Below are 21,544 nucleotides of genomic sequence, written 5' to 3'. Positions count from 1 at the left end.
GATCAAAGATAGTTGAACAGCGACATGCCCCGCATGTCGGCAAAAGTCTTCTGCGCGGCCTGCAGTCCCACCTGGCGCAGGCTGTAGTCGGAAATCGCCTGGGCGTAATCGAGGTCGACCAGATCGGAGAGGGTCTGCTCGTAGTTGAGCATGCGATTGCTGCCCACAGCATCGACCACATCGAGTTCATTGAGACGTGCGCCCACCGAGGCTCGGGTGGTCAACACGTTATCCAGGCTGTTATCGAGCTCGCGCATCGAGGTGTTCAGGGTATTACGCAATGCGGCCTTGTCGGTGGCATTCTGGGCCGGATCCTCGAGCACCGCGAGAACGTTCTCGAAGGTCGCGAACAGGTTAGTATTGCCCTGATCGGCGGGATTGACCGAGATAACGTCACCGCTGGCGGGCTCGCCCTGGAGCTCCATGGCAAGGCCATCGAACTGGATGCGAACCGGCGTCTTGCCATCGGGATCGTATGCGCCTGTGAGCGCGGGAGCGAAGGAGGTGCCATCGCCATCCTGCACCTCATACTTGTACCCAGAGATGGCATCACCGGTGAAACTGATGGTGTAGGCCTGATTGGGCTTGACGCTTGCCTGATCGACTATCTGCGGTCCCTTGAAAGTCACGCTGCCACCGTTACCGGTATCCGCGGTGGCCACATAGCCGGCCCCGCTGGGCACGCTCTGGAAGATGGTCTTGCCATTATCGCTGACCTTCATCAGCCGAGAGGCATCTATACGCTGCTCGCGGGTATTGTCGTCTCCCACGTACTTAACCTTGTCATTCATTCTGATGAAAGGCTCGGTGCTGTCCTGGTATCCACCGAACAGGTAGCGACCGTTGCCATCGGTGGCATTGGCCTGGCCGATCACCGTCTCATAGATGCCACGCAGCTCGGCGGCGACCGACTGCCGATCAGGGTCGCTGAGCGTGTCACTTGCGGCCTGCACCAGCAGCGTCTTGGCGCTGGCGATGGCATCGTTGACGCTGTTGAGCACGCTTTCCGTCTGGGCGAGCGAGTTGCGCGCACTGACGCGGGAATCGGCATACTGCTGAGTGACCGCCTTGGCCTGATCGACCCCCACCGCACGCGAGGCCGCCTGGGGATCGTCGGATGGATTGACGACCCGGCGGCCGCTGGCGATCTGCTGGCTGACCTTGAGAAACTCGCCCTGCTGGCGATTCATGGAGGAGACGCTCTGCTCGAACATGGTGACGCTGCTGATACGCATCTAGGGATCTCCTGGAATCAGTTGCGCAAGCCGAGAATGGTGTCGATGACGGTCTGGCCCGTCTCGATGACCTTGGCATTCGCCTGGTAGTACTGCTGATAGCGGATCAGGTTGGCGGCCTCCTCATCCAGGTTCACGCCGGATTCCGATTGCTGTACCGCCCTGAGCTGATCGGTCAGGCCCTGTTGGGCATCGAGGTTGGCCTGAACGATATTGGTGCGGTTACCCACATCACTGACCATGACGCCGTAGGCGCCGCTGAAGGAAGCGCTGCCGCCCACCAGTGACTGTTCCTGCAACTCTTGCAGACGCAGGGCGTTCTCGTTGTTTCCGGAACCGCCTGAGTTACTCGCGGCGGCAATCTTGTCCAGATCGCGGATGGCGCTTTCGATCCCTGCCGCGGCCCGCCTTACCGGCTGAATCTCGAAACGGTCGCCTTGCTTGGCGCTGCTCAGCCCCTGGAAGTCGACCTGCACCCCGGCGAAGCTCAGGGTATCGCTGGCGAAGAGCGCCTCGACCGCTGTACCGCTGTCCTTGCGTACCACCTCGAACCCGCCGGCAGTACTGGGATTATCGGCCAGCACCCGGATCGTGTAGTCGCTCGCGCGCAGACCATCAAGGTTCGCTTCATCGAAACGTGGCGACGCCACGGCACTCCCGCTATTCCGGTCGTAGGAATAGGCCTGGGGGGCGCCGATGGTAAACAGCGCCTCCCCCGGCTCGCTATTTAGATCCAGCCCCTCCCTGTGCTGGGCATTGACGCCCACCGCCAGTGAAACGGCCAGCTGGCCGATCTGATTCTGGGTCTTGTCGAGGGTTTCGGCGCGGAAGTCCATCAGGCCACCGAGGGTGCCGCCCGTCACGATGTTTTCCTCCAGCGCCACCAGGTTGCCGGCAAAATCCCGGTAACCCAGTACGCTGCGCTGGGGGTCGGCCGGCGATTCCATCGCCTGAAGCTTGTAGTGATTGGTGCCAGCTACCAGTGGCTGGCCGTTCGGCAAGCTGACGTTGTAGGTCTTGCCGTCCTGGATGTTGAGTCGAACGTCCATGCGTTCACTCAGCGCGTTAACCAGCTGGTCGCGCTGGTTGAGCAAGCCGTTGGGCGCCTCGCCGGTTCGTGCGCGAGCAAGGATGATCTCCCGGTTGATGCCGGCGAGCTGCTCGGTGGTGTTGTTGATCTGAGTGACCTCGTCGGCTATCTGGCCGTTGATGCCTTCCTGCATGTCCTGGAGGTACCCATCGAATGAACGAAACTGGGCGCTCAGGGTGTCGACGCTGCCTAGAACCCCTTGGCGTGCCGCCGGGTCCGCGGGTGCGCTGGCCAGATCCTCCAGGGCGGAGAAGAAGTTCTGCATCAGCGGGGCCAGGCCGGCATCGCGATCGGCCAGCAGACTGTCGATCTGGTCCACCTGTTGGCGATAGGCCTCCAGCGCGCTGGACTTGCTGGTCGCGGCATTGAGCTGCGAGGCCACATACTGGTTGAACTGGCGCTGGATGTCGTTGACCTCGACGCCACCGTCGGCACGGCTTTCGCCGAGGAGGGTCACTTCCCGGTTGTAGCCGGGCGTGTAGACATTGCTGATGTTGTTGCTGGTGGTACTCAGGGCATTCTGTGCCGCGTTGAGGCCACTCAGTCCTGTGGAGAAGATGCTCATGGCGCTATTTTCCTCAAGCCGATACGTGAATTATCGGCACAGCGGCGAAAAACCTGAGGGTTGAATGCTCAAAGCGGGCAACAGCGAAGTCAGAGCGAGGCCGTGAAGCCGGGCGTGGCGGTGTTGCGTGCCAGGGCAGCTCCCTCGCTCAGCGGCCCCATGCTGTTCATCACGCCAATCAGCTTGTCGGCATAGGCAGGATCGGTGGCGTAGCCGCTCTGCTGCAGTGCCATGGCTGCCTGCGCTGCACTCTTTGCGGTGGTTACCGAGGCGTAACGGGGATTGTCGGTGATCAGCCTGGCATAGTCGGTAAAGGCCTCCTCGAAGGAAGCATAGACCCTAAAGTCATCACGAATGCGCCGACGCTGGCCACCGATCACTTCATGGGTGGTGATCTCTGTGGTATCGCCCTGCCAGGCACTGCCTGCCTTGATGCCGAACAGGTTATGGCTGTTGCCGCCGTCACGGGTGGGAATTTCGTGCCGTCCCCAGCCGGTTTCCAGGGCGGCCTGGGCCAGGATCAGCTCGGCCGGTACCCCGGTGGCTTGGCTGGCGGCTTGGGCTGGCGCTTCCAGGCGGTCAAGGAAATTCTGCACATGCGCAGGCAGATCACCACGCGCAAGGTTCGGTGAAGCACCGGACGCTGCAGCTTGCGAAGTGCCGGTAGGGATCGCCATGAGCTCATCGAGGAACTGCTCCGGCATCGCCACCGGCTCCTCCGCCGTTGCCTGGGGTTGAATGGCATCCCTCAGCACCCGGGGAGTGCCGCGGGGAATGCCGGCGATCAGCGCCTCGACGTCAGCGCCGCTGCTGTCTTTGGCAGAAGCCACCAAGCCGCGCCCCTGCAACTCAGCAACCAAGGTATCAGCCAGGCCGATACCGCGATTCGCCAGGGTCTGTGACCACTGCTTATCCAGCAGCGACTGGTAGAAGTCGGTTTGCTTGCTGTCGATCAGGCCTGAGGCAGGCACGGCCTCTCGCATGCTCTTCATCATCATCTGGATGAACAGGGCCTCGAACTGCTTGGCGGCCTCCCCGGCGCCACTGGCGGGATCCTGCCGGGCCGAATGCTTGAGCCGTTGCAGACCCTGCATGTCCAGCGCGAACTGACCGTCGATGTTACTGCCCAAACTCATGTCAAATGATCTCCAATTCGGCACGCAACGACCCGGCGGCCTTGAGCGCCTCGAGGATCGACATCAGATCCATGGGGGTGGCTCCCAGCGAATTGAGTGCATTCACGACATTCATCAAGTCGGCCCCTTCCACCATCTTGAGAGTACCGGGCTGCTGCGAGATGCTGACCTCGGTATCCCGGACCACCACAGTCTGGCCATTGGCGAAGGGGTTGGGCTGGCTGACGCCCACATCGGTATCGATGACGATGGAGAGGCTGCCGTGGGCCACGGCAGCCTGGTAAAGCCTGACGTTGCCGTTAAGCACGATGGAGCCGGTGCGCGAATTGAGTATCACTCGAGCCGGAACCTCGGTGGGCGTGACCTGGACGTTCTCGACACGGGCCATGAAGTTGACGCGAGAATTAGCATTCTGCGGACCATCCAGGGCGATCACCCGCCCATTGCGAGCCGCTGCCACCGGCCGCGCAAACTCGGCATTGATCGCGCTCACTACCCGCTGCGCCGTGCCGAAGTCGGCCTGCTTGAGCTCGAGTTCGAGAAGTCCGCCATTGGCGCCCAGCTCGAGCGGCACCCCGCGTTCGACCATGGCCCCTCCGGCAATGCGGCCGCCAGCCTGCTGGTTGATCTGCACGCTGTTGCCACCGCCCTGTGCGCTGACGCCACCGACCAGCAAGTTCCCCTGAGCGATGGCATAGGTATCGCCATCGGCACCCTTGAGCGGAGTCATCAACAGCGTGCCACCGCGCAGGCTGCGCGCGTTACCCACCGAGGAGACGTTGACATCCAGGCGCTGACCCGGCCGCGAGAATGGCGGCAGATCCGCCGTCACCATCACCGCGGCCACGTTGCGCAACTGCATGTTGGTCCCCGGCGGCACGCTGATGCCCAGCTGGGAGAGCATATTGGACAGGCTCTGACCGGTGAAGGGTGCCTGGGTAGTCTGGTCACCGGTGTTATCCAGCCCGACCACCAGGCCATAGCCCACCAGCACGTTGTCGCGCACGCCAGCGAAGGACGCCAGTTCACGAATTCGTTCGGCGTGAGCCGGCAAGCTCGCCAGTGCCAGCATGGCCAACATCACCAACCGGAGTAGGGGGGCCCAGCCCCAGCGATCAACACGCATGATGCACCACCTAGAAGGGTGAGACGTTGAGGAAGAAACGCTGCAGCCAGCCCATGTGCTGCGCCTCATTGATATAACCGTCGCCGACGTACTCGATACGCGCATCAGCCACCGACGTGGAGGGCACGGTGCTCTGGGCGGTAATGGTGCGCGGGTTGACGACGCCCGAGAAGCGAATGAATTCGGTACCCTGATTGATAGCGATCTGCTTTTCGCCACGTACCCGCAGGTTGCCGTTGTGCATGACCTCGAGTACCGACACGGTAATCGTGCCGGTGAAGGAGTTATTGGCCTCGGAGCCACCGCCGCCGCTGAAGTCGCTGTTGCCAGAGACGTCGAACCCGTAATCGGCCAGTCCATCCAGGGCATCCGGTAGCTGGACAAACTCGAGAGTCGATGCGCCGCTGCGATCGGCATTGGATTGGCTGTTCTTGCTGGCACTGACTTCCTCATCCAGCACGATCGTCAGGATATCTCCCACCATGCGCGGTCGACGATCTTCAAAGAGAGGAGAGTAGGCACGCTCGGCCTGAAAGATGGAGCCGTTGGCGCGCGGCGCCGGGGGGTTGGCAATCTCGATACGCTCCTGCTCGCCGACCACCGAGGCCCGCGGAATCTGCGCACAACCTCCCAGTACCAGCAGCACCAGAGCCATCATCAGCAGCCGCCAGCCCGCCCCACCCTCTTGCCTCTCTCGCACGGCATTTACCAGGCCCACCATTGCGGCTGCCTCCCTGGATTGCTGGGTTATAACTGGGTCAGTCGCGCCAGCATCTCGTCGCTGGTCTGCACCGCCTTGCTGTTGATCTCGTAGGCCCGCTGGGTCTGGATCATGCTCACCATCTCTTCTACCACGTTGACGTTGGACGTCTCGACATAGCCCTGGAAAAGACGCCCCGCACCGTTCAGCCCCGGCATGGACTCGTTACGCGGCCCGGAAGAGGTCGTCTCGGCGTAGAGATTGCCGCCCATGCTCTCGAGGCCGGTCGGATTGACGAAGGTCGACAGGGTGATCTGGCCCACCTGGTTGTCCTGATTGATGCCCGGCTCGGTGACCGTGACTACGCCGTCTTCCCCGATGGACACCGACAGCGCATTGTCGGGAATGATGATCGCAGGCTCGAGCGGATAGCCGTTGGCGGTGACCATCTGACCGTTCTCATTGAGCTGAAAACTGCCATCGCGAGTATAGGCGGTGGAACCATCCGGCATCAGCACCTGAAAGAAGCCATGGCCGTTGATGGCCAGATCCCGGGAATTGCCGGTGTTCTCCAGCCCCCCCTGGGTATGCAGTCGCTCGGTGGCCACGGGACGAACGCCGGTCCCCACCTGCATGCCCGAGGGCAGTCGGTCCTGGATGTTGTTCTGGGCGCCGGGCTGTCGCATGTTCTGGTAGAGCAGGTCCTCGAAGACCGCTCGCGACTGCTTGAAGCCATTGGTGCTGACGTTGGCCAGATTGTTGGAGATCACATCCAACTTGACCTGCTGCGATTCCAGGCCGGTCTTGGCAGTCCACAGTGACTTGATCATGGCGCACTCCTGGGAGTCATCGGTGGCGGCGCGGGAAGCGCTTAGCCCTGAAGGGAGAGCAGGCTGTTGGCCCGCTGGTCATTCTCATCGGCGGTGCTGATGACCTTGGTCTGCATCTCGTAGCGCCGTGCCACGTCGATCATCGACACCATGGTATCCACGGCACTGACATTGCTGCCCTCCAGTGCGGCGCTGACCAGGCGTACGTTCTCGTCGGCCGGCAGGGCCGCTGGCTGCTCCTGGTCAACGGCATCGGGCCGGAACAGCCCGTCATCGCCTCGGGCCAGGGCGCCCGCCGCTGGATTGACGAGCTTGAGGCGCCCCACCGGCACCAGGGCATCGGGATCTTCGCCGGCGCCGATGGTGCTGATAGTGCCATCGGCGCCGATCGAGACCTGAGCCCTCAGCGGCAGCTGGATGGGACCGCCTTCGCCAATCACCGGGCGACCCACGCTGGTCAGCAGGCCATTGCCATCGACATGCAGATCCCCGCGACGGGTGTAGGCCTCGCTGCCGTCCTGGGCCTGAACCGCCAGCCATCCTTCGCCGTCGATGGCCACGTCCAGGGCACGGCCGGTCTGATTGATGACGCCAGGCGAAAGGTCCGCTCCCGGCGTGGAGGCTGCCACCGAGACGCGGGTCAGCAGGCGACCATCGCCCTGCACCGGCACGGCGCGCATCGCATGCAGCTGTGCGCGAAAGCCGGCGGTGTCGAGGTTGGCGAGGTTGTGGCTGACCACCGTCTGCTGCTCCATGCTCTGGCGCGCGCCGCTCATGGCGGTGTAGAGAATGCGATCCATGACTCAGTCTCCGTCGAGGCGATCAGCGCAGGTTGATGGCGGTCTGCAGAACCTCATCCTGGGTCTTGATGGTCTGGGAGTTGGCCTGATAGGCGCGCTGGGTGACGATCATGTTGACCAGCTCGCGTGCCATGTCGACGTTGGAGGTCTCGATCGCGCCTGACTCAATGGTCCCCAGCAGCCCGGTTCCCGGAGGACCGACCAGCTCCTGTCCCGACGCGGCCGTTGCTGCCCAGACGTTGTCGCCTTCAGGATTCAAGCCCTCTGGATTGCGGAAGTTGGCCATGACAATCTGGCCAGCCGCACGAGACTGCTCGTTGCTGTAGTTGCGCACCACGGTGCCATCGTTCTCGATGGCAATGCCCACCAGGGTGCCGGAGGTGTAGCCATTCTGGGTCAGCTCTGACGCGGTGGAGTTATTGCCGAACTGCGAGAAGCTCGAGATATCCATGTCGACATTGAGGGGGGCAGCACCGGTATCAGGGTCGAAATCGGTAACCTGAAGAGCGGCCGGAGTGGTGAGCTGACCATTAGCATCGAATGTAAGGGGCGTTGGGCCGGCGGAGGCCAGGACACCATCGATCGCCACGGTGGCATCCCAGCTGTTGTTGGCTGTCTTCTGATAATACACGCTGGTGTTGTGCGGGTTGCCCAGGGAATCGTAGAGGGTGAAATTATTGGCGTAGTGGTAACTGACTTGAGCTAGATTGCCGGCCCCATCCTCCAGTTCCACGCTGTCGAGTCCTTCACCGGCCACTTCACGGGAATCCAGATTGAGGGTGGCACTGACCTGGGTGGTAGCGCTGGCCGGCATCTCGTCGGAGGCCACACGCAGGACTTCAGGCTGGCCGCCGCCCTGCACCCCACCCGCCGCATTGACGCCAAACCCCATGAGGCGCGCACCCTGGGCATTCTGCAAGTAGCCATCGGAGGTCATGGTCAGCTGACCATTGCGCGAGTAGACCACCTGGCCGGCCTGCTCGAAACGGAAGAACCCCTGGCCGCTGATGCCCAAATCCAGGTTGCGGCTGGTCGCCTCCAGATTACCTTCGCTGAAGTCCTGCAGCACGTTGGACACTCGGGTTCCTAGACCTACCTTGGAGTTGGCGTAGACGTCGGCGAACTGGACACTGCTGCTCTTGAAACCCACGGTCTGTGAGTTGGCAATATTGTTACCCTGCACATCCAGGCTGGAGGCGGCGGCGTTGAGGCCGCTGAGTGCTTGTGAGAAACCCATGTCGTTATCCCCTGCGGATCAACTTTCAGTTATTAAAAGCGAGGCGGCGGCCCCTAGAGAATCTGCTTGATGTCGGCGAGGCCGACCTGGCCATAAATGGCGCCCAGGTCCAGCGCAAAGGCTCCCTTGTCATCGACCGGCGTGACGCCATTGACCCTGGCGTAGTTGAGGGTATCGACGCCAATCGCCTTGTCGCCTTGGGTCGCCTCGATGCTGACCTGGTAGGCGCCTTCTGCGGCCTTTTGCCCGTCACTGGTCAACCCATCCCAACGGAAGGACTCCACGCCGGTCGAGACCGCCCCGACGTCATAGCGGTTGACCACTTCTCCGGCACCGTTGGTGATGGTGACCTTGACGTTGTCGGCAGGGGCAGCGAGCTCGATACCGAAGGGCGTGGTGTTCACCTCACCGCCTTCAGCATGGTTGAGCAGAACGCGGTTGCCGGGTACCAGTACGCCCTGACCGATCAGCCCCGACGCCTGTAGCGCCTGGCCGGCATTGATCTGACCGGTAATATCCTTGAGGGACTGGTTGAGTTCCTCGATACCGCTGACGGTGTTGATCTGCGCCAGCTGCGAGGTGGTCTCGCTGTTGTCCATCGGGTTGAGGGGGTCCTGGTTCTTGAGCTGGGTCACCAGGAGGGTCATGAAGTTGTCGCGCAGGTCACCGGATTGCTGCTTGGCCTGGCTGGCCGACGCTCCGCCGGCATTTAGGCTGTTGAGCACGCTACTGTCGATGGTGGTTGCCATGTGGTTAGCCCTCGCCCAGGGTCAATGTTTTAAGCATCAGTTGCTTGTTGGTGTTCATCACCTCGACGTTGGCCTGGTAGGAACGCGAGGCCGAGATCATGTTGACCATCTCGCCCACCGGATCGACATTGGGCATGGTCACGTAGCCTTGCTCATCCGCCAGCCGGTGCCCCGGGCGATACTCCATGCGCATGGGAGAGGGATCATCGACTACCTCGCGAACGCCAACGCCACCGATGCCGTCACGCGATGCACGACTCTCGAACATCACCTGCTTGGCGCGATAGGCCTCCCCATCGGGGCCTGACACGCTGTCGGCGTTCGCCAGGTTGCTGGCGGTGACATTCATTCGCTGAGACTGGGCGCTCATCGCCGAGCCGGAGATATCGAAAATGGAGAACATCGACATGCGCTCACTCCTGGGTTATTCGGGCTGCATGGCCTTCTTGAGGCCCTGGATACGACTGTTGAGAATCGTCAACGCCGACTGATAGCGCACCGAGTTGTCAGCAAACTGGGTGCGCTCGCGGTCCATGTCCACGGTGTTACCATCCAGACTTGGCTGATCGGGCACCCGGTACAGCAGCTCGCCAGAGGTGTGATGCGCTCCCTGGCCAGCAATATGGCGCACAGACGTTATCGACAGGCTCAGGGGTTCGCCCGTCCCGCCCGGCTGGACGGCTTTACGCAATTCGCTGGCAAAGTCCATGTCGCGAGCCTTGTAGCCCGGCGTATCGGCATTGGCGATGTTGCTGGCCAGCACCTTCTGGCGCTCCTGGCGCATCGCCAACGCCTGCTGGTGAAAGTTCAAGGAGGCTTCGAGCCGATCGATCATTCCGGCGATTCCCCGTCAAAGGTCAGTGATGATGAAGAATAGCCAAGCCGCTGTCAGGACAAAGGCTCGAATAGTCGTCATTCGGGTAGCCAATTCATGGGTTACACCGGCCAGGCAATCGCTAGAATCATCACACCCCCCTCTCTCACTGAGCTCGACATGCAACCACGCTTCCCGGCACAGCGCCCGACCCGGCACCTAGCCTGCATGCTGGCGATGGCCTTCTTGCTGCTGGCGGCACCGAGCCAGGCGGCACCAGACGCCATGCTTGAGAGCATCCACGCCTTCCTGCATGAACAGGTCATGGCGTCGGGCGATGTCGCGGCCTCGGGCGATGAGGTGGTCATCGAGATTCATCCACCCCGCGCCCGTCTGTCCAGCTGTGAACAGCCTGATCCCTTCCTGCCGCATGCCTCCTCTACACGCCTCATGGGGCGCGTTTCCGTGGGGGTGCGTTGTGGTGACCAGGGGCGTCAGGTGCGCTACCTGCAGGCTGACATCCATATCATGGGCAGCTATGTGGTCATGGCGCAGGATGTTGATGTCGGCCAGACCATCCGCCCAGAGCATCTTGCCGAGCAGCAGGGCAGCCTGGATCGCCTGCCCCAGCACACCGTCCTCGACCCGGGCCAGGCCGTCGGCCAGCAGGCCAGCCGCCCACTGGCGGCAGGTACCACGCTGCAAGACCATCATCTGCGCCCTCGCCAGCTGGTCAAGCGGGGGCAGCGTGTGCTGATCGAGGTACGTGGGCAGGGATTTCGGATTTCACGCCAGGCCGAGGCGCTGGAATCGGGAGGCCAGGGGGACAATATTCGCGTACGACTTCCCGACCGCCGGCTGCTCGAGGCCAGGGTGATCGACGAGGGGCGCCTAACCGTGGACTTCTGAACGTACCGGCAGCACACTCGCTGATGTGGCACAGGTGCGTTAAAGTTTTTCCATCGACGGCCGATACCCTTGATCATCCTCCTCCCATCGGTCATGAGGCCATCAACGTGAAAATCGATAATCACCCCCCCCTGCCGCGTCCTGGCCAGGCGGAACCCTCCGACGGGGCCCGCAAGGCACAAGGAGCCGACCGAGCCCACCAGCAGGATGCCGGCCCCTCCACCACCACTCATCTGAGTCAGGCCGCCCCGGATGCCAGTCAGGACATCGACACCCTGCGGGTGGAAGAGCTCCGCGAGGCGATCCGTGAAGGGCGCCTGGACGTGAGAGCCGAGCGCATAGCCGACGGCCTGATCGCCAGCGTACAGGATCTGCTGGCCGGCAAGGATGACAAGCCATGAGCCTTCAACACCTGCTAGAGCAACAGCAGTCGCGGCTGGGTGCGCTGACCCGCCTGCTGGAGAATGAACAAGAGCAGTTGCTCAGCGGCCACATCGATGGCCCATGGCTCGAGACTATCGCACTGGAAAAGTCCCGGCTGCTCACCCTGCTCGAGGAAACAGAGACGACGCGGTCACGCATCCAGCACAGGCTGGGCTATGGCAGTGGCGGCGACGCTGCGCAGCAGGCGGCACACGATGCCGGCTGCCTCGAGACATGGCGCGACACCCTCGAGATGGCGGCTCACACCGCTCGCCTCAATGAACGCAACGGTCATCTGGTTCACGCGCGCATGGCGCACAACCGACAGATGCTCGACTACATCCACCGCATCGCCGAGAAGTCCGTGTATTCACCCGACGGACGCGCAACCTCCGCTCAGAGACGCCTGAATACCTCTGCCTGACCAAAACCTCTGCCTGACCAAAACCTCCGCCTGACCAAAACCTCCGCCACAGCCACACCTTGGTCCCTTGATCCGTCTCGCGTCATGCTTACGGGAGCAGCTGGCCATGGGGATGCTTGCTTAGCCACTCTGCCAGTTCGCCGGCCGACATCGGTGCGCCCAGTCGATCACCCTGAACCCGATCAATCCCCTTTTGCCGGGCAGCGGCAAGCTGCGCGTCGGTTTCCACCCCCACCATGACACTGTCCAGTTGCAGCGCCTTGAGGCACTGCGACAGCGCACTGAGCGCCTGGCGAGCGAAAGGGCTGCTGTCCGACAGGCCATGCACCAGCTCGTGACCGATCTTTCCTTGCGACACAGGAAGCATCGCCAGACGCACCAGATCGACAGGGGCACTACCCAGATTGTCGACCACCAGGTGAACACCCATTCTCGCCAGGCGGCGCATTAGCAGGCTGTGCATTTCGTCTTGCGCGGAGAGCACCTGGCCATCCAGCTCCAGGCTCAGCCAGTCCAGATCATCTGCCCCCTGGCGCAGGAAGCGATCGATGGGGCAGCCATCGAAGACCGTCTGTTCCAGCAGGCTTGCATCGAGATTGACCGATATCCCAAGGCTGGACAGGGGCTCCCCTGCGGCTTGCCAACACCGATGCTGGGCGATGACCTGCTCAAGAACCCAGCGGTCAAGCCTGACCATCTGCGCCATTTCGGCCACCATCGGCAGGAAGGCCGCAGGCTGCCACTTGCCCTGCTGAGGATGTTGCCAGCGTACAAGGGCCTCGACGCTGACACAGTGGCCATCCTGCAGCCTGATCTGGGGCTGGAAGAGCACCTCAAAATGACGCTCGGGGCGCAGCAGAGACTCCTGCAAGCTTTGCCGCAGGGCCATGCGCTGCGCGAGCAGGCGCTTCAGGCTGCGGTCGAAGAACATCAGGCTTGCCGGACGCGTCTTTTCCAGTGCCTGTCCGGCGCTGCTCATCAACTGCTCAGGAGAGTCGCCATCGTCTGGATACATGGCAATGCCGATGGACAGGCTAAGCAACAAGGGCGGACGTCCCAACTTGAAGGGCGCCTCTATGGCTTCGATACAACGAAGGGCAGCGGCCTGCAGGCTCTCCGCAGACAACGGATGCTCGATCAGCACCCCCCAGCGATCCCCCCCGAGATAGCTGATGCTGTCCTCACTGCGCAGGGTACCCATCAGCCGACGGCTGATCTGGGGCAGCAGCGCCTGCATTACCGACTCACCATGGGCCTGGCGAACATCGTCGCCACGGTCCAGCCGGATCAACAGCACGGCCAGGCGCTGCTCATGGCGTTCTGCACGGTTCATGGCGTGGTGCAGCCGATCCTCGAATACCCACTGGCTGGCAAGGCCGGTATGTGGATCCGCGAACGGCGGAAAGTCACCGACATGGCCTTCTCTGAGGTCGACGAAGGCGAGCATCCTCGAGACACCGGCAACAGGGGGCTTAGGGGTCAACTCGCACATCAGCACCATTCTGGACGACTCGGCGTTTTCGCTGGCCAGCCATATGCGCTGCCACTGCGGGCTGTCCGCCTCGGGGTCATTGCCACGCGGAACCGGCAGCCATGACACCATCCGCATGACGTCAGTCAGCGACTTACCCACCAGCTGCTGCTCTTCCATCTCGAGCAATGCCAGAAACACCGGGTTGGCCCACAGCACTTTGTTGTGGGCATCAAGCAGCACCAGGCCCAGCGGCGAATTCTCAAGCACCAGCTGAGACAGCAAGGCAGGATGGTGCTTGAGGATCGCCGCATCCGCTCCCCCGTTACTGGAAGGGGGCTGTTGGGGGGGGGCAGCCCTGTCATCAGACATTGACGTCTCCAAGGAAGCGCTTCGCGCTCGGTCGCAGATACTAGGGCCTGAGCACGTTATCTAGAGGATACAGGCAATCATCAGCAGCCGAGATACACCCACGGCATATTTCCCTGAGCATTGGTCCTCTGAATCACTGGACTCTTTCCCTTATCATGTCTTCACTTATCGACCGCCTGATCCAGAACTTGAGGAGCCGGCGCATCGCAGCTCTCAAGCAAGGCGATGAATGGCCGATAACAAGGTAACAAAGAGAGGAGCCACTAAAGAGCTAGAGGGAAGGATGTCGCTACAAGCGGATGGCTATACGCTGGTGGAGCGCCCCAGCGAGATCGAGGCGTTGCTGGAAGGATTGATCGAAGCGGGGGGGGCCTCGCTGCAGGTGAACACCCCCTCCAGCAAGCCATTGCCGGTGCTGGTCATGGAACAGCACCCGGGTGAAACCTTGCTACTAGACATCAGCGCCATACGCGAGATGGCCGTCGCCCTGAAGCGCGGCGAGGCGTTCCGGTTACTAGGCCAGGCCCACCACAAGAAGTGGCGCACTCCGCGCATGACAATACTCGAGTGCCACGAGGCCGATGGCCGCATGCTATGTACCTGCCCGTTTCCTGTCACGGTTGAGGTGCTTCAGCGTCGTGAATTCTTCCGGGCTCGCCTGAGGCTTGGCATGGAGGTGGGCGCCATCCTGCGCACCCCGCATGGCGGATCGTCACAGGGCGACCTCAGGGATCTCTCGCTGGAGGGCTGCCAACTGGAAATGTCGCTCTCGGCGGGCGGCATGCTGGCCGGCGCTAATCAGCCGATGGAAATCGAGCTCTGTTTTCCCAACGATACCCGGTTTGTGGTGCAAGCCTGTCTACGTCACCAGCTAGTCGATACCCAACGCCAGGTGCTCCTCGGCGGTTTTCGTTTCGAGCAAACTACCGGCGAGCAAGAGCGACAGCTATGGTTCTTGGTGCGCGAGATTGAACGTGAGGCGGCGCGCAATGCCGAAGACAGCGACGCATCGCGCCTGCCATCGCGGCTTTTCCAGGCGCGTAACGCCAGCGAACCAGCGGTGGCACGCCGCAATATACAAGACTATCCCACACCGATGGCCAAACGGCTGGCCGCTATCGCCGGATACCTGGATGCCCAGCTTCTTGAGCTGCAGCAAGGCAGAGAAGTCGATTCGGTGCAGCTGTCGCGCCATGCCGACCGCCTCCTGCAGTTGCACGACGAGGACCGCGACGGGCTGCTCTTCGCGACACGCTGCCTGCAGCACGAACCCCGGCTGGTGCGTCATGGTCTCGCCGTGGGCGTGACCCTGCTTGACCTGGCTGGCCTGCCATCGCTTCACCGCACGCTGCGCAAGGCCATGGTCGCCAGTGCCATGGTGCATGACCTGGGCAAGGCTCTGCTGCCTGCCGAGCTGTGGCAAGCGGCCCACTTCGATGAGCCCCAGTACCGACAGATGCAGCATCACGTAGCGGCACTGATGCGCCGGATGACACGCTGCCACTGGCTTTCAGCCAATATCCTCGAGTCGGTGGCCCACAACATCAATGAACGCCTGGATGGAAGCGGCTACCCTCGCGGCTTGTCCGGCAATGCGCTGCATGAGCTGGCACGAGCCGCTGCCGTGGTGGACGTTGTCGATGCCATGCGGCGAGATCGAGCGGATCGCCCTGCCTTCCGGGTCGAGGCTATCTACCGCCATCTGCTGCGTCATCCCGAGCATTTCGATCAACGCTGGGTAAAACGCTACATCCAGCAGTTCGGGCTCAACCCGATCGGCTCTCTGGTTCGCTTCGAGAACGGCCAGCTGGCATGGATACAGGCTCTGGATACCACTGGCATGCCGCTGCAGGTCCAGCTGACCGACTCACCCGAACCGCCTGGAAACGCACTAGGTGAGATACTGCGCGGACGCCACATTCAACGCCTTGGCGCGATTCGGGAAGAACTCCCCGTATCGACCTAAAGTCGTCGCATGAAGTGCCGATAACCGGATATGACTTACCTGACAGGGGCGATTCATGGCGACACCCATCCCGGCCCTTGTCAGACGATCGACAGCATCCCGTGACAAGATACCGGTACCCGGTCGGTACCGCATACGACAGGAGTAATACCCTCATGAATGCCATGCGAGGAGCGGCCGCCTACGGCCGCGGCGCCAGCGCCTATGCCAAGGTTGGAGTCGAGAGTGGCGTGATGTCCGCCAGCCCCCATCAGTTGATCGTGATGCTGTTCGATGGCGCCCTGGCCGCCATTCGTACTGCCCGCATCCACCTGCAGGATGGCAATTCGCCAAGCAAGGGACAGGCGATTTCCAAGGCCCTGGATATTGTCAATAACGGCCTTCTGGCAGCCCTGGATGAAGAGCGCGGTGGCGAGATTGCCGAGCGGCTCGCCTCACTCTACGACTATGTCAGCCGCCTGCTGCTATCTGCCAACCTTCACAACGACCTCGAAAGCCTGGGTCAGGCTGAGGCGCTACTGGACAACATCGCCTCAGCGTGGCGGGATATCGGCGACCAGGCGGTAAGGGGCTGAGCATGGAATACCGCGAACAGCCAAGCAGGCAGCAGGGCCTGCTCGATGCTTATGAGCGGCTACTGGCACGCACTCGCCTGATGCTGGATCTGGCACGTGATGCCAACTGGCCGGAATTGCTCAATCAGGAAATCGTTTACCTCAAGCAAGTGGAGCAGGTGGCGTCGCGGGATAACGCTCAAGCCCTGGATACCGAGCAGCAAGCACGCCAGGCATCGTTACTTGAACAGATACTTGAAAACGATCTCGAGATTCGCCAGCGTCTAATCAATCGTCGCAATGAGCTGGGTAAGCTGATCAGCGCCTCGCAGCGCCAACGCAATCTTAGTCACGCCTATGGTGTCCCAGCGCCATCACCAACACAGCCTGTTGATCCGAACCTCAGCAAGAGAGCACCGTGAGTGGCATAACCCCCCTGCTGGACACCCTGCTGCACCAGGTATTGGGTAAACGGGTCGATGTCCCGCCTGCCCGTGACCTCAACCAGCCTGTCAAGCCGACCTCCCCCACGGATGCGCCTACCGCCGTGCATAGCGACTCTCGGCTTGACGCCAGAACCCGCCCACCGCCACTGGCCGAGTCCGGGCGAGCCTCGCAGGAGCTTGCGAAGACCTCTCCACAGCCCCTGCCCCCCCAGCGCCAGTCCCCCGCCTCGGCGCAGACCCACTTCAGCGGCTCGGCCCGAGCCATTGCCGACCTGTTGCTGCGCTTCCCGGCCCCCCCCTCCATGGTCAGCAGATCGTCACCCCTGATCTCGCCCGGCCAGCCGGCAGATCCGGCCATGGTGGCCCTCCGCCTGGAGGATAGCATTCGCCACAGCGGGCTCTTTTATGAGTCACACCTCGCCCGCTGGTACAAGGGCGAGCTGCCGCGCCAGCAGCTTCAGCGGGAGCCGCAGATGTGGCGCACCCTGCAGTTCATCCCCATGCAGGCAGGCCATGCACGCGTCCAAGCGAGCCCCCCTTTCGCCTCGACCGACGACCGACATGGGATGCGCCAGCCCCCCACTGCACCAGCGACACCACCCCCTTCCCCGAGTTCCGGCACGGACACCCGCTCTGCCCGCCTACCGACGCAGGCGGGCACAGCCCCTGCAGCCTTATCGTCCACCCCAACGGATCACGAAACGCCAGCCCATGGCCGAGAAGCGGGGCCCGAGAGGAGCTTTCTCCGCGACTCAGGCCAGCCCGTTCACGACAGCCTGCAGGGGATCGTCCGCCACCAGCTGGAGATGCTGGTGACACCGACATTGCGCTGGGAAGGTGATGTCTGGAGCGGCCTGTTCATGGCGCTGATGATCCAGGTACCCCCCGAGCGACAGAGCCGTGCCAGTGACGACAATCCCGCCCACCGGCAACGAAACACCGACCAGCGAGGGTGGCACTCGCAGATCGACCTGGACATTGCCGGCCTTGGACGGGTGAAGGCCTCGTTATGGATGCAGGCGGCCGGCGTGGAAATCGACCTGGGCGTGGCCGATGCTCGCGCTTACCAGTCACTCGAGAAGGGACTGGACCGCCTAAGATCCCGGTTGACTGTTCACGGCTTCGATGAGATCAAGCTCGACCTGCATCGGCTTGACGAGGCACAGAGACCATGACGGAACCTCGTCACGTCGGGCGTCGTCAGGCCATTGCCTTGGCCTATCACGACGCTGATGACGCACCTCGGGTCGTCGCACAAGGGTACGGGGAACTCGCCGAGCGGATCATCTCAGAAGCCAGGCGCCAGGGGATTTACGTCCATGATGCCCCTGAACTGGTCGGCCTGCTGATGCAGCTGGACCTGGACGAGGCGATTCCCCCACGACTCTATCAGGTCATCGCCGAGCTGCTGGTGTGGGTCTACGAACTGGCGCCAGCAGACCCCAGCGACGATGCCCCGGCGTGAAACGCTGCCATACACACTGGCGATTGATGCAAAGACGTAGTTATTGGTAAATATTTGTAAATATCTAAATTTGCTTAAGGGCTTAGGATACAGCCTTATCGCCATGTTTTTTCACATGTTTTTGGTTACGTCTTAGCCATGATCCTGGGTGGCCATGGTTTTATACTCCTTTAGGTAGATTGCATCTGTTTCTCATCCGCTGACAAGATGCCCCCAGGATGCGCTCAGGCCCACCTGACGCCAGACTCCAGGACGAGCCCCAAGGCAGATACCACACAACAACAGGCCCGCCGGGTCCGGACAACGCCAAGACATTCCAACGCCGACAGGGAACATGCATACCTATAACCTGATTGACGAGATTCACGAGCTGAACCTCGCCTACCTGCTCCTCGCTCAGCGTCTGATCAATGACGATCGCGCCTCGGCCCTGTTTCGCCTCAAGATCGATGACGAGATGGCGGACCTGATCCTGGAACTCAGTGCGCGCCAGCTGGCACGACTTTCCCGCATCAACCAGCTGCTTTGCCACTTCGGGCACGACAGCGCCGATCAGTTACGCCAGCTAACCCAGAATCCACGAGAACAGGGTCTGGACCAGTTCCATGCTTCATTGCTGATGGCATCACGTCCGGCGATCTCATCCACCGCGGAGGGATAAAACCATGTCGAACAAGAGCCTGCTGCAAGAAATGCAACAGGTGCAGCTGGCCATCGACCTGATCGAGCTAGGTGCACGATTGCAAGTTCTGGAGACCGAAACGGATCTGAGTCGCGCCCGCCTGATTCGGCTATTCAAGGAAGTCCGCGGCATGTCGCCCCCCAAGGGCATGCTGCCCTTCTCCACGGACTGGTTCATCACCTGGATGCCGAATATCCATTCGTCACTGTTTTACAACATCTTTCTTCGCCTTCAGGAAGATTATGGCTGCGCACGGATGGAGGCCTTCATCAAGGCCTATCGGCTATATGCGGAGCAGGTGGAGACCGATGATGCCGAAACCGTACTGGGCCTGACCCGCGCCTGGACCCTGGTGCGCTTCTTCGAGAGTGATCTATTGCAGCTCTCGACCTGCACCCGATGTACCGGTCGCTTCGTAGCACATGCTCACAGCCCGAGACACGATTTTGTCTGTGGCATCTGTCAACCCCCCTCTCGTGCCGGCAAGACCCGCAAGCGCCAAACGCGCGAGATCGAGAGGGTCCACCCCAAGCAAGCGCAAGCCCCAGAGGCCAGCCGCCGGGCCTGAGCCACGCTCGGCCCTTTACCCGCGGGGCGAACCGGCCCCGCGCCCGCCAAACAAGTTTTCCCACTGCTCTCAAGTCTCGCCCACAGCCGCCGATATCCCTAGCAAGACGTCATTCATCGCCTTGCTAGGGATACCGGCCGTGCTGATACCCATCGGATACCTCGTTGTCCTCTTTTCCGTATTTGGCGGCTTCGCCTTGGCGGGCGGCCATCTGGGCCCTTTGTTCCAGCCGACGGAATTCCTGATGATCTTCGGCGCCGGCATCGGGGCTTTCATTGCCGCCAATAACGGCAAAGCCATCAAGGCCACCTTCCGTATCTTTGCCCGACTGCGGCGCTCCAACAAGTACGACAAAGCGCTCTACATGGAGCTGATGGCGCTACAGTACAAGATGCTCTCCAAGATTCGCCGCGACGGTATGCTGGGCATCGAGCGCGATATCGACGACCCCGGCGAAAGCACCCTGTTCAACGAACACCCCAAGGTACTCGCCGATCCCTTGATCATGGGGTTTCTCACCGATTACCTGCGTCTGATGGTGAGCGGCAGCATGGATCCCCTGGAACTCGACGAGCTGATGCTCCATGAGATCGAGGCCTTCGAGCAGGAAGCCCACATCCCCGTCGATGCCATTACCAAGGTGGGGGATGCCATGCCCGCCTTCGGTATCGTCGCCGCCGTCATGGGAGTTGTGAAGGCGCTCAGCGCTGCGGGTGCCGCTCCGGACGAGATGGGTCAGATGATTGCCCATGCCCTGGTGGGTACCTTCCTGGGCATCCTGGCGGGTTACGGCTTCATCAACCCGCTGGCGAGCCGAGTCGAACGCCAGGCACATGAGGTCGAGAAAATCCTTCAATGCATGCGTGTCACGCTGCTGGCCAGCCTGCACGGTTATGCCCCCCAACTGGCCGTGGAGTTCGGGCGCAAGGCACTGCACACCGAAGAGCGCCCGAGCTTTACCGAGCTGGAAGAGTATGTTCGCAATGCCAAGGCGGGTGAGAACGGCGCATGACCCCGGATCGCAGACCCATCATCATCCGCCGCAAGAAGGTGGTCCACCGTCACCATGGGGGCAGCTGGAAGATTGCCCTGGCAGACTTCATGACGGCCTTGATGGCCCTGTTCCTGGTCATGTGGATCTTGTCCCAGGCCAGCGATAAGCAGCGCGAGGCCGTCTCCGAATACTTTCGCACCCCGTTGCTTACCGCCATCACCGGCGGGGATGGCGCCGCCCAAAGTGCCAACGTGATTCCGGGAGGCGGGCCTGACCCCGTCCATGCCGACGGAGAGCAGGCGCGCATCGATTTGCGCACCCAGACACGCCCGAGCGAGCAGCAGCGTCGCGCCTTTCGCGATCTTCAGCAACGTATCGAGACGGCCATCGACGCCGACCCGGATCTTCGCCAAATGCGCCAGCAACTGCGTTTTGACATGACGCCGGAGGGTCTGAGAATCCAGCTGTTTGATACCGAGCAGCGGCCGATGTTTGCCCTTGGCAGCGACCGGGTGGCCCCCTACATGCGCGACCTGCTTCGTACCATGGCGCCACTGCTCAACGAACTGCCCAACGACCTGAGCATCAGCGGCCATACCGACAGCCTGGCTTACCTAAACGGCTATCGTGGCTACAGCAACTGGGAGCTCTCGAGTGACCGGGCCAATGCCTCTCGCCGGGAACTGGTGTCGGGAGGCCTGAATGCCGCCAAGTTGCTGCGGGTATCCGGTCTTGCCGACCGGGTTGTGATGCCGGGCACCAATGACAGCGACCCCATCAATCGACGCATCGAACTGCTGGTGCTGTTCCGTCAGGTGGCAGAGCGCATCCGTTCACCGAGTGTGCTCAGCGGACCGGGAATACCATCACCGCTCAACCAGCCACCGACATCAGGGGAGGATGTCATGCCGATCAAAGAATTCAGCGAAGGCCTAAAAAAGGCTCTCGGTACAGAACAATTGGCGCCCTGAGGGGCGAACATCAATCC

At 61.9% G+C, this 21,544-nt stretch carries 24 protein-coding genes; 12 read left to right on the top strand and 12 right to left on the bottom strand.

Translation table 11 applies throughout. From position 1 onward, the window contains the following. Positions 1 to 2 precede the first annotated feature (2 nt). The 11 genes from flgL to flgB all read right to left on the bottom strand — a co-directional run bounded on the left by flgL (position 3) and on the right by flgB (position 10,303). Positions 3 to 1,235 carry a flagellar hook-associated protein FlgL gene (flgL, locus tag DFO68_RS01560; RefSeq protein WP_133481367.1) on the bottom strand — a complete coding sequence of 411 codons (1,233 nt, stop codon included), beginning with the start codon at positions 1,233 to 1,235 and terminating at the stop codon, positions 3 to 5. A gap of 17 nt (positions 1,236 to 1,252) precedes the next feature. Then, positions 1,253 to 2,890 carry a flagellar hook-associated protein FlgK gene (gene flgK / locus DFO68_RS01555; protein ID WP_133481365.1) on the bottom strand — a complete coding sequence of 546 codons (1,638 nt, stop codon included), beginning with the start codon at positions 2,888 to 2,890 and terminating at the stop codon, positions 1,253 to 1,255. 89 nt (positions 2,891 to 2,979) lie between these two features. Further along, positions 2,980 to 4,026, bottom strand: a complete 1,047-nt coding sequence (gene flgJ, locus DFO68_RS01550; RefSeq protein ID WP_133481363.1) for a flagellar assembly peptidoglycan hydrolase FlgJ — start codon at positions 4,024 to 4,026, stop codon at positions 2,980 to 2,982. Between the two features lies 1 nt (position 4,027). Continuing rightward, positions 4,028 to 5,107, bottom strand: coding sequence for a flagellar basal body P-ring protein FlgI (locus DFO68_RS01545; protein ID WP_279512788.1), 1,080 nt, complete (start codon positions 5,105 to 5,107; stop codon positions 4,028 to 4,030). Positions 5,108 to 5,162: 55 nt separating this feature from the next. Continuing rightward, positions 5,163 to 5,810: a flagellar basal body L-ring protein FlgH gene (locus DFO68_RS01540; RefSeq protein ID WP_373190427.1), complete on the bottom strand. Its 648-nt coding sequence runs from the start codon at positions 5,808 to 5,810 to the stop codon at positions 5,163 to 5,165. An 89-nt stretch (positions 5,811 to 5,899) separates the two neighbouring features. Next, on the bottom strand, positions 5,900 to 6,682 hold the full coding sequence (gene flgG, locus DFO68_RS01535; RefSeq protein WP_133481357.1) for a flagellar basal-body rod protein FlgG: 783 nt from the start codon (positions 6,680 to 6,682) through the stop codon (positions 5,900 to 5,902). Positions 6,683 to 6,723: 41 nt separating this feature from the next. Continuing rightward, positions 6,724 to 7,482, bottom strand: a complete 759-nt coding sequence (flgF, locus tag DFO68_RS01530; protein ID WP_133481354.1) for a flagellar basal-body rod protein FlgF — start codon at positions 7,480 to 7,482, stop codon at positions 6,724 to 6,726. A gap of 22 nt (positions 7,483 to 7,504) precedes the next feature. Then, complete coding sequence (gene flgE, locus DFO68_RS01525) at positions 7,505 to 8,719, bottom strand: flagellar hook protein FlgE (protein WP_133481352.1); 1,215 nt, start codon at positions 8,717 to 8,719, stop codon at positions 7,505 to 7,507. Between the two features lie 53 nt (positions 8,720 to 8,772). Next, positions 8,773 to 9,468: a flagellar hook assembly protein FlgD gene (gene flgD, locus DFO68_RS01520; RefSeq protein ID WP_133481350.1), complete on the bottom strand. Its 696-nt coding sequence runs from the start codon at positions 9,466 to 9,468 to the stop codon at positions 8,773 to 8,775. A gap of 4 nt (positions 9,469 to 9,472) precedes the next feature. Continuing rightward, positions 9,473 to 9,877 carry a flagellar basal body rod protein FlgC gene (gene flgC, locus DFO68_RS01515; protein ID WP_133481348.1) on the bottom strand — a complete coding sequence of 135 codons (405 nt, stop codon included), beginning with the start codon at positions 9,875 to 9,877 and terminating at the stop codon, positions 9,473 to 9,475. A 15-nt stretch (positions 9,878 to 9,892) separates the two neighbouring features. Continuing rightward, positions 9,893 to 10,303, bottom strand: a complete 411-nt coding sequence (gene flgB / locus DFO68_RS01510; protein ID WP_133481346.1) for a flagellar basal body rod protein FlgB — start codon at positions 10,301 to 10,303, stop codon at positions 9,893 to 9,895. Between the two features lie 159 nt (positions 10,304 to 10,462). Between flgB and flgA the strand changes: the two genes are divergently transcribed. The 3 genes from flgA to DFO68_RS01495 all read left to right on the top strand — a co-directional run bounded on the left by flgA (position 10,463) and on the right by DFO68_RS01495 (position 12,038). Further along, positions 10,463 to 11,191 carry a flagellar basal body P-ring formation chaperone FlgA gene (gene flgA, locus DFO68_RS01505; protein WP_133481344.1) on the top strand — a complete coding sequence of 243 codons (729 nt, stop codon included), beginning with the start codon at positions 10,463 to 10,465 and terminating at the stop codon, positions 11,189 to 11,191. Positions 11,192 to 11,298: 107 nt separating this feature from the next. After that, positions 11,299 to 11,592 (top strand): flagellar biosynthesis anti-sigma factor FlgM, encoded by a 294-nt coding sequence (gene flgM, locus DFO68_RS01500; RefSeq protein ID WP_208107327.1) that lies wholly within the window; start codon positions 11,299 to 11,301, stop codon positions 11,590 to 11,592. Further along, positions 11,589 to 12,038 carry a flagella synthesis protein FlgN gene (locus tag DFO68_RS01495; RefSeq protein ID WP_133481340.1) on the top strand — a complete coding sequence of 150 codons (450 nt, stop codon included), beginning with the start codon at positions 11,589 to 11,591 and terminating at the stop codon, positions 12,036 to 12,038. Before flgM ends, DFO68_RS01495 begins: the two co-directional genes overlap by 4 nt. Positions 12,039 to 12,126: 88 nt before the next feature. Here the strand turns inward: DFO68_RS01495 and DFO68_RS01490 are convergent, their stop codons facing one another. Next, positions 12,127 to 13,881, bottom strand: coding sequence for a sensor domain-containing protein (locus tag DFO68_RS01490; protein ID WP_133481338.1), 1,755 nt, complete (start codon positions 13,879 to 13,881; stop codon positions 12,127 to 12,129). Between the two features lie 283 nt (positions 13,882 to 14,164). Between DFO68_RS01490 and DFO68_RS01485 the strand changes: the two genes are divergently transcribed. The 9 genes from DFO68_RS01485 to motB all read left to right on the top strand — a co-directional run bounded on the left by DFO68_RS01485 (position 14,165) and on the right by motB (position 21,527). Then, positions 14,165 to 15,847, top strand: a complete 1,683-nt coding sequence (locus DFO68_RS01485) for an HD domain-containing phosphohydrolase (protein WP_133481336.1) — start codon at positions 14,165 to 14,167, stop codon at positions 15,845 to 15,847. A gap of 155 nt (positions 15,848 to 16,002) precedes the next feature. Continuing rightward, positions 16,003 to 16,422 (top strand): flagellar export chaperone FliS, encoded by a 420-nt coding sequence (gene fliS, locus DFO68_RS01480; RefSeq protein ID WP_133481334.1) that lies wholly within the window; start codon positions 16,003 to 16,005, stop codon positions 16,420 to 16,422. A gap of 2 nt (positions 16,423 to 16,424) precedes the next feature. Further along, positions 16,425 to 16,823: a flagellar protein FliT gene (fliT, locus tag DFO68_RS01475; RefSeq protein ID WP_133481332.1), complete on the top strand. Its 399-nt coding sequence runs from the start codon at positions 16,425 to 16,427 to the stop codon at positions 16,821 to 16,823. Then, positions 16,820 to 18,022, top strand: a complete 1,203-nt coding sequence (locus tag DFO68_RS01470) for a flagellar hook-length control protein FliK (protein ID WP_133481330.1) — start codon at positions 16,820 to 16,822, stop codon at positions 18,020 to 18,022. Before fliT ends, DFO68_RS01470 begins: the two co-directional genes overlap by 4 nt. Beyond that, positions 18,019 to 18,312, top strand: coding sequence for an EscU/YscU/HrcU family type III secretion system export apparatus switch protein (locus DFO68_RS01465; RefSeq protein WP_133481329.1), 294 nt, complete (start codon positions 18,019 to 18,021; stop codon positions 18,310 to 18,312). The genes DFO68_RS01470 and DFO68_RS01465 overlap by 4 nt, the downstream gene beginning before the upstream one ends. A 334-nt stretch (positions 18,313 to 18,646) precedes the next feature. Beyond that, complete coding sequence (gene flhD / locus DFO68_RS01460) at positions 18,647 to 18,973, top strand: flagellar transcriptional regulator FlhD (protein ID WP_133481327.1); 327 nt, start codon at positions 18,647 to 18,649, stop codon at positions 18,971 to 18,973. Between the two features lie 4 nt (positions 18,974 to 18,977). After that, the gene (flhC, locus tag DFO68_RS01455) at positions 18,978 to 19,562 is read left to right on the top strand and encodes a flagellar transcriptional regulator FlhC (RefSeq protein WP_133481325.1); all 585 of its coding nucleotides are present in this window, start codon (positions 18,978 to 18,980) and stop codon (positions 19,560 to 19,562) included. 139 nt (positions 19,563 to 19,701) lie between these two features. Continuing rightward, positions 19,702 to 20,574: a flagellar motor stator protein MotA gene (gene motA, locus DFO68_RS01450; RefSeq protein WP_133481323.1), complete on the top strand. Its 873-nt coding sequence runs from the start codon at positions 19,702 to 19,704 to the stop codon at positions 20,572 to 20,574. Beyond that, positions 20,571 to 21,527: a flagellar motor protein MotB gene (gene motB, locus DFO68_RS01445; RefSeq protein WP_133481321.1), complete on the top strand. Its 957-nt coding sequence runs from the start codon at positions 20,571 to 20,573 to the stop codon at positions 21,525 to 21,527. The genes motA and motB overlap by 4 nt, the downstream gene beginning before the upstream one ends. Positions 21,528 to 21,544: the final 17 nt, after the last annotated feature.

This window comes from Halomonas ventosae, assembly GCF_004361885.1.
Taxonomy (GTDB): Bacteria; Pseudomonadota; Gammaproteobacteria; order Pseudomonadales; family Halomonadaceae; genus Halomonas; species Halomonas ventosae_C.
The sequence above is the reverse complement of the archived record's forward strand: the minus strand, read 5'-3'. Positions and strand labels throughout refer to the sequence as shown.